The organism is Blastococcus capsensis (genome assembly GCF_030165005.1).
Taxonomy (GTDB): Bacteria; Actinomycetota; Actinomycetes; order Mycobacteriales; family Geodermatophilaceae; genus Blastococcus; species Blastococcus capsensis.
In genome coordinates this window covers 128,105-140,802 of the sequence record NZ_JASNNW010000015.1, presented here as the reverse complement: position 1 = coordinate 140,802, position 12,698 = coordinate 128,105, and the positions used below count along the sequence as shown (strand labels likewise).

12 protein-coding genes are annotated in these 12,698 nt (G+C 72.5%); 2 read left to right on the top strand and 10 right to left on the bottom strand.

Features of this window, described 5'->3' with window-relative positions; translation table 11 throughout:
- Positions 1-65: 65 nt before the first annotated feature.
- On the bottom strand, positions 66-548 hold the full coding sequence (locus QOZ86_RS14200; RefSeq protein ID WP_284492628.1) for a hypothetical protein: 483 nt from the start codon (positions 546-548) through the stop codon (positions 66-68).
- The gene (locus QOZ86_RS14195) at positions 545-2,926 is read right to left on the bottom strand and encodes a molybdopterin oxidoreductase family protein (protein WP_284492627.1); all 2,382 of its coding nucleotides are present in this window, start codon (positions 2,924-2,926) and stop codon (positions 545-547) included. Before QOZ86_RS14195 ends, QOZ86_RS14200 begins: the two co-directional genes overlap by 4 nt.
- A 383-nt stretch (positions 2,927-3,309) precedes the next feature.
- On the opposite strand from QOZ86_RS14195, the gene QOZ86_RS14190 reads away from it, so the two are divergent.
- On the top strand, positions 3,310-3,663 hold the full coding sequence (locus tag QOZ86_RS14190; protein ID WP_284492626.1) for an STAS domain-containing protein: 354 nt from the start codon (positions 3,310-3,312) through the stop codon (positions 3,661-3,663).
- A 9-nt stretch (positions 3,664-3,672) separates the two neighbouring features.
- Here QOZ86_RS14190 and QOZ86_RS14185 read toward each other — a convergent pair whose 3' ends face one another.
- The 8 genes from QOZ86_RS14185 to QOZ86_RS14150 form a co-directional block, all read right to left on the bottom strand.
- Positions 3,673-4,188, bottom strand: coding sequence for a DUF421 domain-containing protein (locus QOZ86_RS14185; protein ID WP_284492625.1), 516 nt, complete (start codon positions 4,186-4,188; stop codon positions 3,673-3,675).
- 9 nt (positions 4,189-4,197) lie between these two features.
- The gene (locus tag QOZ86_RS14180; RefSeq protein WP_284492624.1) at positions 4,198-5,451 is read right to left on the bottom strand and encodes a cation:proton antiporter; all 1,254 of its coding nucleotides are present in this window, start codon (positions 5,449-5,451) and stop codon (positions 4,198-4,200) included.
- 52 nt (positions 5,452-5,503) lie between these two features.
- Positions 5,504-5,911 carry a four-helix bundle copper-binding protein gene (locus QOZ86_RS14175; RefSeq protein WP_284492623.1) on the bottom strand — a complete coding sequence of 136 codons (408 nt, stop codon included), beginning with the start codon at positions 5,909-5,911 and terminating at the stop codon, positions 5,504-5,506.
- A gap of 128 nt (positions 5,912-6,039) precedes the next feature.
- The gene (locus QOZ86_RS14170) at positions 6,040-6,891 is read right to left on the bottom strand and encodes a formate/nitrite transporter family protein (protein ID WP_284492622.1); all 852 of its coding nucleotides are present in this window, start codon (positions 6,889-6,891) and stop codon (positions 6,040-6,042) included.
- Positions 6,892-6,985: 94 nt separating this feature from the next.
- Positions 6,986-7,849, bottom strand: a complete 864-nt coding sequence (locus tag QOZ86_RS14165) for a dioxygenase family protein (RefSeq protein WP_284492621.1) — start codon at positions 7,847-7,849, stop codon at positions 6,986-6,988.
- A gap of 80 nt (positions 7,850-7,929) precedes the next feature.
- On the bottom strand, positions 7,930-8,901 hold the full coding sequence (locus QOZ86_RS14160; protein ID WP_284492620.1) for a zinc-binding dehydrogenase: 972 nt from the start codon (positions 8,899-8,901) through the stop codon (positions 7,930-7,932).
- An 11-nt stretch (positions 8,902-8,912) separates the two neighbouring features.
- Positions 8,913-9,743 carry a citryl-CoA lyase gene (locus tag QOZ86_RS14155; RefSeq protein WP_284492619.1) on the bottom strand — a complete coding sequence of 277 codons (831 nt, stop codon included), beginning with the start codon at positions 9,741-9,743 and terminating at the stop codon, positions 8,913-8,915.
- Entirely contained in the window at positions 9,740-10,942 is a 1,203-nt protein-coding gene (locus QOZ86_RS14150) for a CaiB/BaiF CoA transferase family protein (protein WP_284492618.1), read from the bottom strand. Before QOZ86_RS14150 ends, QOZ86_RS14155 begins: the two co-directional genes overlap by 4 nt.
- 228 nt (positions 10,943-11,170) lie before the next feature.
- On the opposite strand from QOZ86_RS14150, the gene QOZ86_RS14145 reads away from it, so the two are divergent.
- The gene (locus QOZ86_RS14145) at positions 11,171-12,691 is read left to right on the top strand and encodes an amidohydrolase family protein (RefSeq protein WP_284492617.1); all 1,521 of its coding nucleotides are present in this window, start codon (positions 11,171-11,173) and stop codon (positions 12,689-12,691) included.
- Positions 12,692-12,698: the final 7 nt, after the last annotated feature.

Below are 12,698 nucleotides of genomic sequence, written 5' to 3'. Positions count from 1 at the left end.
CGGGAGTGGTGTGGCCAACGGCCGCAGGACGACCCTCGTCCCGGGCTCGCCGGCCCCCCCGGGCATCAGCTGGCGAGGACCTGCGGCGAGGCAACCTTGAGGTGCGCGTTGGCCCACCGGGCCTGGCGCAGCGACTCCGGGTGGCACTTCTCGGCGATGTCCAGCAGCTCCTGCTCCTTGGCTCCCTGCGCGCCCTGGGCCAGCAGCTCCCAGTCGACCGAGGTGCCGGCCGCCTCCCGGTACAGGTGGCGCAGATCGGCCAGGAGCAGCAGCCCCGGAACCGACCGGCGTCCCGTGAGGTCCGACGCCCGCTGCTTCATCGTGGCCAGGATGCCCGGGTCCTCGGACGCCTCCGGGTCCAGGTCCAGCCCGAAGTCCCGCCCGATCCGGGCGAGGTCTGCCACGTGCTGGCGCGACCACTTCGCCATGTCGCGGGTGACGTAGAAGACCTCGTGGTCGGCCTTGTGCTTGTCCGACATGGACGTCAGCACGGTGACCAGGTGGTTCTCCGAGCGGTGCAGCTCCTCGATCGCCATGTCCAGTTTCATGCCGTGCCTCCCACCAGCTCCTGTGCGCGGGCGCTGTCGCCGCCGACGGTCGGGCGCACCGTGCCGGTCACCGGCGCCGACCCCGTGGTCGTCGGAGCAGGGGCAGGCGTGCCCTTCCCCGATGCCACGCGCTGGACCTGTGCCGCCGCGGTCTTGAAGATCGGTTGCTTGGACACCGGGTCCCAGTCGGTGAGGGTCAGCTCGTTGGCCGCCCGGCCGGCCTCCTTCTTCTTCGGCCGAGAGCCCTCCTTGGTGTCCCAGTAGCCGTAGTGGAAAGGCAGGAAGAGGGCCCCGGGGCGGATGCCGCTGATCCGCAGCCGGGCCTGCACCCGGCCGCGCGGGGTGGTCACCTCCAGGACGTCGCCCTCGGTCCAGCCGCGGTCGGTGGCGTCGCTCGCCGACATCTCCACCCAGACCTCCGGGGCGGCGGCGTCCAGCTGCGGCGCCCGACCGGTCTTCGTCCGGGTGTGGAAGTGGTACAGCGTGCGGCCGGTGATCAGCTGGAAGGGGAACTCCTGGCTGGGCATCTCGTGCGGGCCGATGTACTCGGCGGCCTTGAGCACCGCTTTTCCCGTGGGGTTGAGCGCCTTGTACTCGGTCGCCTCCACCGGTGCGCCGGTGATCATGTCGCGGCCGTAGCTCTCGCAGTAGTCGGGCTGCGCCCAGAACTGCCCGTCGACGTAGATCCGTTCGGTGCCGTCGGGATGCTCCTCGTTGCACGGCCACTGGATGCCGCTGCCACCCCGGAGCTTGTCGTAGGACATGCCGGAGTAGTCGCACGGCCGGCCGCGGCTGCACTCCTTCCAGCCCTCGAACGCGCCCTCGGCGTCCGACCACTTCACCAGCGGCTGGCCGTCCTTGTCCTTCAGCTCCAGCCGGTGCGCGAAGTCGATGAGGATGTCCAGGTCGGACTTCGCCTCACCCGGCGGCTCCACCGCCTTCTCCGACAGGTGCACGGTGCGGTCGACGTTGGTGAAGGTGCCGGTCTTCTCGCCCCAGGTCGCGGCGGGCAGGACGACGTCGGCCAGCTGCGCGGTCTCGGTCAGGAAGATGTCCTGGACGACGAGGAACAGCCGGTCCTGGGCCAGGATCTCCCGGATTCGCGCCAGCTCCGGCAGCGAGACCGCCGGGTTGGTCGCTGTGACGTACAGGAAGCGGATCGAGCCCTCTTCCATGTACCGCAGCTGCTGCATGATGTGCGTCGGCGGCGAGTAGTGCGGGATCTGCATCGGGTCGATGTTCCAGACCCGCGCGAGGTCCTTGATGTGCTCGTCGTTCTCCCAGTTGCGGAACGCGGGCAGGTCGCCGTCGGCGCCGCATTCACGGGTGTTCTCCGCGGTGGGCTGGCCGTTCATCTGGAGGATTCCGCAGCCCGGCTTGCCGAGCATGCCGCGGATGACGTTGATGTTGTTCACCGAGACGGCGGCGGCCGAGGCCTGGTGGGACTGGTAGAAGCCCTGCAGGACCGTGGACAGCAGCCGCTCGGCCTGCCCGAGGATCCGGGCGGCCTCTCGGATCTGCTCCGCCGGCACGTCGCAGACCTCGGCGGCGACCTCGGGGGTGTAGCCCGTCATCTGCTTCTCGAGCTCGGCGAAGCCGACGGTGTGCGCCTCGATGTACTCCCGGTCGATCCAGCCGTTGGCGATGATCTCGCGGATCAGCGCGTTCATCAGCATCACGTTGGTGCCCGGGCGGGGGGCCAGGTGGACGGTGGCCGCCCGGGCGACCGGCGTCGCGCGGGGGTCGACGCAGATGACCTTCGGCGGGTTGGGGCCGGCGAGGCGGTCGAGCACGCGCGTCCAGAGCACCGTCTGGGTCTCGGCCATGTTGTGCCCGTAGAGCGCGATGACGTCGGCGGAGTCGATGTCGGTGTAGGAGCCCGGCTGCCCGTCGCAGGCGAAGGTCTCCTTGAGCGCCGCTGCCGCGGTGGCGGTGCAGAGGCGGGTGTTGCCGTCGACGTGGTTGGTGCCGATACCACCGTGGGCGATCAGGCCGAGCGTGTAGTACTCCTCCAGGAACAGCTGCCCGGTCGTGTAGAAGCTGATCGCGCTGGGCCCCTGCTCCTGGAGCAGTTCCTTCGCCCGGCCGGCCACCGCGTTCATCGCGGTGTCCCAGTCGGTCTCGACCAACTTGCCGCGCTTGCGGATCAGCGGCTTGGTGAGCCGCTCGGGCGAGTTGTTCGCCTGCCAGCCGAACAGGTCCTTCGGGCCGAGCCGGCCGTGGTTGACCCGGTCGACCTCCCGGCCGCGGACACCGACGATCCGCTCGTCCTTCACGGCGATGTCCAGGGCGTCACCGTTGGAGTGCAGGATCGACGCCGACTGCACCCAGCGGTCGACATCGGCCTCGGTCAGGCCGCCGGCGAGGTGGGTGTCCACCCTCGTGGGCCAGCTCTCGCCTGGTCCGTACGGGGTCCGGGTGCCCCAAGGTTCCGCGATCCGGTCGATGCGCGCCACGTGCGTCCTCCGGTAGTTCGATGTCGTGCCGGTTCCCCGCCCCTGCCCGCCCCGGGGCACGGCCGAACCTGGGCGGCGGGCACCCAGGCTGCGTGACACGAGTTCGTCACATTTCGGCGCAGTCCGTCACCCACCGATGACGTTGAGCAAGCGGTGATCTTCCGACGGCCCGGCAGGCGACATCTGCGTGAAGGTTGCGTTGAGAACCTTCCCGTCCGGGCCGGTCACTGGCAGCCTGTGCCAGGACGCCGCCGGGTCCGGGCCCTGCCGGCGTCGGCCGCGTCCCGACCGAGCCAGGAGGCACGATGAGCGCACACGCTGCTTTCAGCGACCCGCGGCACCTGGCACCCCGGCATCCCGAAGCGGCGCCCGGCGGGCTCCCGCCCGTGGACGACCAGGCTGCGTTCACCGAACGGATCGACGGCCGGCTCGGAGCCATCCACGCGCAGGGGCATCTGACCGTGCGCGCAGCCGACATGGTCTGCGGCACGGTGGAGGCGCTGCGCCGGAGCGGTCACGACGCCGTCGTCGTGGACCTGCGCGAGGTGTCGGAAGCCGACGAGGACGGACTGCACGCCCTGCACTCGCTGGCGGTCAGCGTCCGGGACGACGGCGGACGCCTCACCCTGGTCAACGCGCCTCGGTCGCCCGGGATGTGACCGCAAGGGTCACCGGCTCACCCCGGCCACACCCTCCAGGGCTGAACCGTCCCCGTACTGCTGCGCGGACAGGATGCTGAGCGACCCGTCGCTCTCCAGCACCACGGCCGTGACCGAGGAGAGGTCGCCGGTACCCGAGGCCCGGACCGCCTGCCGGATCTCGTCGAGGCTGATCCGCTCGGCCCGCATGGCATCGGGCAGCGGCGAGCCGTCCCGGAGCACCAGCCTCGGCCGGGCGGTCACCACCTTGCGCAGGCCCGGCCGGCGCGTGGTGGCCCAGGCGACGACGGTCTGCAGGACCGCCAGCAATGCCAGCGCGAGCGCGCCCTCGGTCCAGGAGACGTCCGAGCTGAGCAGGATCGTGGCCAGGGTCGAGCCCAGCGCGACGGTGACGACCAGGTCGAAGGCGTTCAGCTTGGCCAGGGTGCGCTTGCCCGTCGTCCGGAGCAGGACGACCACCGTGATGTAGGCGGCCCCGCCGACGAGCAGGACGCGGACCAGGTCGGAGACGCTGTCGAACCACATGCCCGCCCCCTACCCGTCGCCGCTCGACGACGACACCGGGCGGTCCGGGTGCGCGTCCTCGTCCCCGCCCTTCGGGCCGGCCACCTTCCGGTACAGCACCCGCCCCGGCGTGGCGGTCAGCCCGTGCACGAGCGTGCTGACGGCGACCACCAGCGAGCCGGCCACCAGCACCACCGGGTCGATCGACAGCCGCTCCGACTCCAGGGTGAGGTAGAACAGCGCCGAGATCCCGATCGGGCCGAACCACCCGAGGTGGACGGCGTCGGGCCGGGGCAGGCCGAGCGGGCGGCGGAGCAGGTAGACGACCGGCGGCCGGCGCAGGAGCAGCACCGCCACCGCGAACAGCAGGCCGGCCCAGCCGAGCGAGCGCCACTCCGCCCACGGCAGGATCGCGCCGAACGCCAGGAACAGCGGCAGCACGACGAACCGGTTGACCGCCTCGTCGATCCGCACGTCGGCCTCGCGCTCCCGTCCGGTGCTCACCGCGTTGAAGACGAGCCCACAGACGAAGACGGCGAAGATCCCGTCGACGTGGATCAGCCCGCCCACACCCAGGACGGCGAAGGCCAGCACGATCGTGAACACCAGTTCGGGCCCGGGGTCGGTCGCACCGTGGTCGGCCCCGGCCTTGAGTGCTTGGCCACCCAGCCAGCCCAGGAACGCCCCCAGCAGCAGCGCACCGATCACGTCCCAGACCGTCTCGAGCAGCGCGTCGCCCATGGGCAGTGGACCGGCCAGCGCCAGCGCGATCAGCACGAGCGCGAGCGCCAGCCCGTCGTTGGCCCCGGACTCCAGGGAGAGCACCTGCCGGTCGCGGCCGGGGAGGTCCTGCTCGGCGGGTTCCCCGGTGGTGACGGTCGAGGCCAGGACCGGGTCGGTGGGGGTCAGCGCGGCGCCGATCAGCGCGGCGACCCCCAGGCCGACGCCCAGGGTCCATGCGGCGAGCCCGGCGGTGACCACGGCCATCACCGGCATCACCACCGCCAGCAGCAGCAGGACCGGCCGCCGGCGGGCGCGTACGGCGTGGAAGGGATACCGGAGCGCCACCGACATGACCGAGATCGCCAGCAGCAGCCGCGCGGCGGTGTGCAGCCAGGCGTGGTCCTCCAGCAGGGCCGGCAGCGGCAGCACACCGAGCACCGCCGGTCCGAGGAGCACGCCGATGGCCAGCGCCAGCAGGGGTTCGCTCACCGGCAGGCGGCGGAACCAGTCGGACCAGGCGGCGGCGAGGAGTGCGAGCGCGCCCGCCGCCGCCAGCAGCACGTCGACGGTTACCGCACCCCGCCAGGGTCAGAGGCCAGCGACGGCATGCCGATCAGCCCAGGCTGCTGATCAGGTCCCGGCAGGCCGCCTCGCAGCGGCGGCACGCCTCGGCGCACACCCGGCAGTGCTCGTGCATCTCGGCATGGCCGGCGCACTCGTCACCGCAGGACTTGCACGCGGCGGCGCAGGCCTCGAGGACGGCGCGGGTCAGGTTGGCGTCGTAGCCGGTGTGCCGGGACAGCACCCGGCCGGTGGTGTCGCAGATGTCGGCGCAGTCGGTGTTGGTGCGGATGCACTTCGTCAGCTCGGCGACCATGTCCTCGCTGAGGCAGGCGTCGGCACAGGCGGTACAGGCCTGCGCGCACGCGAAGCAGGCCTCGATGCACTCGAGGAGCTTCTGCTTGTCCACCCCGCCGAGGTCCTTGGGATACGTGTCCAGCATCTGAGCGGCGACGGTCACGGCTTCTCCTCGGGGGTGTCGTCCCGGGCCACGGTTGCGCCAGGGCTCTCGCCGCAGGCCGCTACCCCGGCCTCCGGTTTCCGCAAACTCCCGGATCATGCCGATCGGGATCTCACCCGGACGTCCGGTCAGCCGCGCTCCGCCGGCTCGGCCGCCTCGGCCTCCGGTGAGATCCCGGGCCGGTCGCGGAGGAACAGGTACCAGTAGGACGTCGCCACGAAGACGACCGCGCCGATCAGGTTGCCCGCACCGGCGAGCAGCCAGTTGAGCAGGACGTCACCCCAGCCGAGGTCCTCGACGCCGGCGAAGATGGCGGCCGGCAGGAAGAACATGTTGGCCACGACGTGGTCGAAGCCCATGGCGACGAACGCCATGATCGGGAAGAAGATCGCGAGGATCTTGCCCGAGACCGTCGTCGCGGCGAGCGACATCCACACGGCCAGGCACACCAGCCAGTTGGCACCCACCGCACGGAGGAAGGTCTCCCAGGCGGTGTGCCCGGTCGCCTTGCCCTGGGCGATGTCGGCCAGCCGCTCGTAGGTGAGCGCCGCGCTTCCCGACGCGTCGGCGTCACCGATCACCCCGCTCTGCACGGCGAGGAAGTAGGCCACGAAGAGCGCCCCGATCAGGTTGCCGAGCAGGACGACGGTGAGGTTGCGGGCGACGTCGCCCACCCCGATCTTGCCGCCCATGGCACTGAACGGGACGAGCAGCATGTTCCCCGTCGCCAGGTCCGAGCCGGCGATGAGGACCAGGACCAGGCCGAGGGTGAAGGCGATACCGGTGATGAGCGTCGGCAGGGTGCCCCAGATGGCCGGATCCAGGCCGGAGGACACGGTGATGGCGACCAGGCCGCCGAAGGAGATGTACGCGCCGGCCAGGAAGGCGCTGACCAGCACCCGGTCCCAGGTGCGGTGCACCTTCTTCGCGCCGGTCGCGGTCGCGACCTCCGCGATCTCCCCCGGTTTACGTGCCGCCATCGTCGCCTCCTCGTCCGCCGATCCACCGGGAGCCTTCCGCCGGGAGGACCCGGCGGCAAGCCGGGACCGCGCCGACCCGTCCGGCCGACACGGGTCAGGCCTGCCGCTGCAGCACGAAGTCGTACCGCGACTCCAGCCAGGGCACATCGATCGAGCCGCCGTCGGGCGTCGTCCCCGGCTCCCGGGCCTCGAACGCCGTCACGAGCTCCTGCTTGGTGCCGAACACCACGTCGCTGTCCAGGTACTGCGCCCCCTCCTGGAACAGGTGGGTGATCAGCGGCTCGAACCCGGGGACGTTGATCAGGAAGTGGATGTGCGCCGGCCGGAAGTGGCTGATCGCGGTGCGCTCGACCAGGGCGCCGACCGGCCCGTCCATGGGGATCGAGTAACCCAGCGGCGCGATGGTGCGCACGCAGAAGCGGCCGGCGTCGTCGGTGGCGTACTTCGCCCGCAGCCGGGCCTCGTCCACCTCGGCCAGCTGGGACTCGTAGAGCCCCTCGGAGTCCGACTGCCAGACGTCGAGGACCGCGCCGGCCACCGGCGCGCCGTCGAGGTCGGTCACCCGCCCGTGCAGGAACAGCGGGACGCCCGGCAGCCCGTCGGACATGTCCTCGGCGTAGGCCAGCTCCGGCGATCCCTCGATGTGGAAGGGCCCCAGCACCGTGGCCGGGGTGGCCGACGGCTGCAGCCGGTGGTTCATCTGGACGACGAGCATGGACAGGCCCAGCACGTCGGAGGCGAGGATGAACTCCTCCCGCTTCTCGGTGCTGATCTTGCCCGTGGCGGTGAGCCACTGCACCGCGGCCATCCACTCGTCCTCGGTCAGCCGTACCTCGCGGGCGAAGTCGTGCAGGTGCCGCACGAGTGCGGTCATGACCTCGGCCAGGCGGGGGTCGCGGGCGGTGGCCCAGCGCTCGACCGCGAGGTCGGTGATGTTCTCCTCCGTGACCAGCTGCACGGCGTCCTCCTGCCGTCCGGCGCGGTCGGCTCCCGGCCGCGCGACTCCTCCCCACGGCTTCCGCGGGGGTCGTGCTCGTGCTATGGCGTCAGCACCAGCCGGACGCCGGGGTCGCCGGTCGCCTGGCGGCGCCACGCCATGGCGACCTCGGCGAGCGGTACCTGCTCGTGGGCGACCGCCAGGCCGCCGGCTGCGGCGTGCCGGGCGATCTCGGTGAGCGCCTCCCGGCGCTGCCCGGGGGTGAGGGCGTTGTTCGTGTAGCCGAACACCGCGGCGGACTTCGCGCGCAGCACGGCGGAGGAGAGGACGGCGGTGTCCCCCGAGGCGCCGCCGAGGTTCACCAGCCGGCCGCCGGCCGACAGCACCCGCGACGCCGCGGTGGCCGCGACACCGAACACCGGGTCCACGACCACGTCCAGGCGACCGCCCAGCGCCTCGCGGAACCGGGCCTCCAGCGCATCGGCGTCCCCCTCGAGGGCGACGACCTCGTCGGCGCCCGCTGCCCGCGCGCGCTCACGCGCCTGCTCCGACCGGGCGACCGCCACGACCCGTCCGGCACCGAGCAGCCGGGCCGCGCCGACGGCCGCCTGGCCGACGGCGCCCCCGGCGCCGAGCACCAGCGCGTGCTCGCCGGCCCGCAGCCCGCCGCGCCAGGTCAGCGACATCCAGGCAGCGACGGCCGACAGGCCCAGCGCGGCGAGCGCGGCGTCGGGCACCTCTGCCGACACCGGCACCAGGTCGTCGGCCGGGACGGCGCAGCGCTCGGCGAGGCTGCCGTCGCCCGGCGCCATGCCGGCGGCGGTCGCGAACCAGACGCGACTGCCCGGCGGCAGGTGCCCGCCGCTCTCCACCACCCCGACGCCCTGGACGCCCGGCACGTAGGGCGTCGCCGGACGACCGAAGTAGGAGGCGCCCGAGGCGCAGAGCAGGTCCAGCGGCACCAGCGGCGCGGCCGTCACGCGGACGACGGTCGCGCCCGGCTCCGGCCGCGGATCGGGGTGCTCGGTGAACTCCGGGGTCTCCCCCGGCACGTGCAGGACGGCGGCGCGCACGACCGGTGCCCTCAGTCGTCCGCGCCGGCGCCGGGCAACGCCGCCGGCACGAACGGGTCGGGTGCCACCGGGCGGTTGTTCAGGTCGACGGACAGGAACACGTCGTTCGCCACCGGGGAGCGCAGCTCCTCGGCGAGCTGGCCGATCAGCCCGGCCGTGCGGGCCAGCAGTGCGAAGCCGCGCAGCAGCTCCAGCGGGAGGCCGAGGTCGGCCAGGGCCGCCCCGCAGACGCCGGCGCCGTTGAGCGGCAGCTGCTTGCCGAGCACCTGCGGGTGCACCCGGCCGATCGCGGCGAACAGCGACAGGTGCGGGCCGTAGCGGCCCTCCTCGGTGGCGATCTGGAACAGCCGGGGCGTCCGCGGATCACCCTGCTTGTGCACGTGGTGGCCCAGCCCGGGCACGAAGCGGCCGGCCGCGCGCTGCGCGGTCACCGTCTCCAGCGCGAGGGCGTCCCAGCCGGCGTCGTCGGTGGGGAGGGCGCCGTCCACGCGTGCGAGCACGCCGTGCAGGAAGCGGCCGCAGTCCTCGGTCACGCCCAGGAACCGGGAACCGCCGCCGAGCAGGCCGGCGGCCAGCGCCCCCTGGATGGAGTCGGGGGCCGACAGGTAGGTCAGCCGCGCGACGATCGCGGTGGGGGTGAAGCCGTGGTCGGCGAGCGCGGCCAGCACCGCCTCGAACACCCGGGTCTCCCCCGGGCTCGGCCGGCGCTGGGTCGCCAGCCAGAACGCCAGCTCACCGAAGCCGACCTCGCCCATGACGTCGTTCGCCAGGTCGCTGCCGAGCAGGGTGATCGACTCCAGGCTGGAGGCGCCCAGCGCCGTCGGGTACTCCGGCGTGCTCATCGCGTCCCCTCCTCGGGCTCGGCCAGCCAGCGGCGGACCTCGGCACCGTGCTCGTCCAGGTCCGGCGGCGGCAGCCGGTAGGCCGGCGGCGTCGCGGAGAAGGTGATCGGGTTGCGGACCGACGGGACGGCGTCGCCACCCTGGCCCACCTGCACCACCGGGTCCAAGCCCACCTCCTCGGCGAAGGCGATCCCCTGGTCGATGGTGTTGATCGGCCCGCACGGCACGCCCGCCGCGATGATGTCGCGGAACCACTCCTGCTTGCTCCGGGTGCGCAGCCGCTCGACCAGCAGCGGCCGCAGCTCGTCCCGGTTGGCCGTGCGGTCCTCGTTGCGGCCGAACCGCGGGTCGTCGGCGAGCTCCGGCACCCCGAGCACCTCGACCAGCCGGCGGAACTGGCCGTTGTTGCCCGCGGCGATGATCAGGTCGCCGTCGGCGCAGGGCAGCGGCTCGTACGGGAACAGGCTCGGGTGGCTGTTGCCCATGCGGAAGGGGACGACGTCACCCGCGACGTAGGCGCTGGTCTGGTTGACCAGCCCCGACAGCGCCGACGACAGCAGGTTGACCTCGACGTGCTGGCCCTGGCCGGTGGCGTGCCGGTGGTTGAGCGCGGACAGCACGCCGATCGTGGCGTGCAGGCCGGCCATGACGTCGAACAGCGCGACGCCGGCCCGGTAGGGCGAGCCGTCGGGGTCGCCGGTCAGGCTCATGAACCCGGAGATGGCCTGCACGATGAGGTCGTAGCCGGGCAGCGCAGCGCCACCGGGGCCGCTGCCGAAGCCGCTGATGGAGGCGTACAGCACGCCGGGGTTGGTCGCGGCCACCGAGTCGTAGTCCAGGCCGAACCGGGCCAGGCCACCGGGCTTGAAGTTCTCCACGAGCACGTCGGCCCGCCGCGCCAGCTCCCGGGCGGCCTCGGCGTCCGCCGGGTCCCTGAGGTCGAGGGCGATGGAGCGCTTGTTGCGGTTGGCGCCCATGTAGTACGTGGACACGCCCTCGCGGACGGGCGGCTGCCAGGTGCGCGTGTCGTCACCGTGCGGGCCCTCGACCTTGATCACCTCGGCTCCGAGGTCGGCCAGGAGCATGGTCGCGTAGGGACCGGCGAGGATGCGGGAGAAGTCGGCCACGAGCAGCCCGGACAGGGGGCCGTGAGCCGTCGTCGTCCCCGGGTCGTCCGGCTCGGTCACCTCGGCGCTCATCGGCGGTCGGCTCCTCGTCACGTCGATCGCGGACGGTCGTCCGCAGCTGGCCAGGAAGTCTCGTGCGTCGCCTGGAGGGCTGTCAACACGAGGCCGGCACGCCGCGCGGTGTCCGCCGGAGCGGTTGACACCACAGCTCCCCGCGCGCCATCGTGACCGAGGCCGCAGCGGAGGTCCGTTGAGCGGACATCTGTCCGGAGCAGCGGCCACGACGTCCAGGAGGAGACGATGACCCAGTCCGAGCCCACTCCGGTGGCCGGTCGTCCGGTGGTGCTGCGCGGCGGGACCGTGCTGACGATGGACGACAGCTGCACGGTGCTCGAGGGCGCCGACGTGCTGGTCGTCGACGACCGCATCGCCGCCGTCGGGCCCGCCCTGGAGGTACCCGAGGGCACCCAGGAGATCGATGCCCGCGGCGGCATCGTGATGCCCGGGATGATCGACACCCACCGGCACATGTGGCAGACGGCCATGCGCGGTTACGGGGCGGACTGGACGCTCACCCAGTACTTCGTCTGGTACTACCTCGAGCACGGCAAGAAGTTCCGGCCGCAGGACGTCGCCGCCGGCAACCGTCTCTCGGCGCTGGAGTCCCTCGAGGCCGGGGTCACCACGACCGTCGACTGGTCGCACGGCCTGCAGAGCGTCGACCACGCCGAGTCCGCCGTCGACGCGCTGCGCTCCGTGCCGGGCCGGTTCGTGCTGGCCTACGGCAACATCCAGGCCGCCCCGTGGGAGTGGACCGCCGACGCGGGCGTCCAGTCCTTCCTGCGGCGGCTGCGCGACGCGGGCGACGACCGGATGGGCGTGCAGCTGGCCTTCGACGTCACCGGGGACCCGGCCTTTCCGGAGAAGGCGGCCTTCGAGGTGGCCCGGGAGCTGGGCCTGCCGGTCACCACGCACGCCGGCGTCTGGGGCGCGACCAACGACGACGGCGTCCGCCTCATGCACGAGCACGGCTTCATGACACCGGAGACCGTCTACGTGCACGCGGCCAGCCTCACCCCGGACTCCTACCACCGCATCGCCGCCACCGGAGGCTCCATCTCGGTGTCCACGGAGTCGGAGCAGAGCGCCGGCCAGGGCTACCCGCCCACCTGGCAGGTGCGCTCGCACGGCATCCCGGTGTCGCTGTCGATGGACACCAGCGTGTGGTGGAGCGGTGACCTGTTCTCGGCGATGCGCACCACCCTGGGCGCCGACCGGTCACGCGAGCACTTCGAGGCCCACCTCGAGGGCGACACCGTCACCCACCTCCAGCTGCGGGCGCAGGACGTGGTCCAGTGGGCCACCCGCGGCGGGGCGCTGGCTCTCGGCCGCGACGACCTGGGCACCCTGCAGCCGGGCATGAAGGCCGACGTGGTGCTGATCAGGAACGACGATTCCCCGGTGTCGTTCCCGCTGCTCAACCCGTTCGGGCACGTCGCCTTCCAGGCCCAGCGGGGCGACGTGCACACGGTCCTGGTCGACGGCCGGGTCGTGAAGCACGCGCACCGGCTGGTCGACGTCGACCTGGCCGCGGTGCGGCGGGAGGCCGACGCGACCGTCGAGCACCTGCGCGCCGCCCTGGGCGAGGAGGCGTGGGCCGCGGGCATGTACCCCGACCTGCCCGGCACCGAGATGCTCGACAACCCCTACCAGTACACCGAGTACAGGTCCCACGGCACCCACACCGCCCGGGAGCCCGTCTTCGAGGAGCACATGGAGACGGAGCGACCGGCGGGCTCGCAGTCGACCAGGCACCACTGACGAAGGA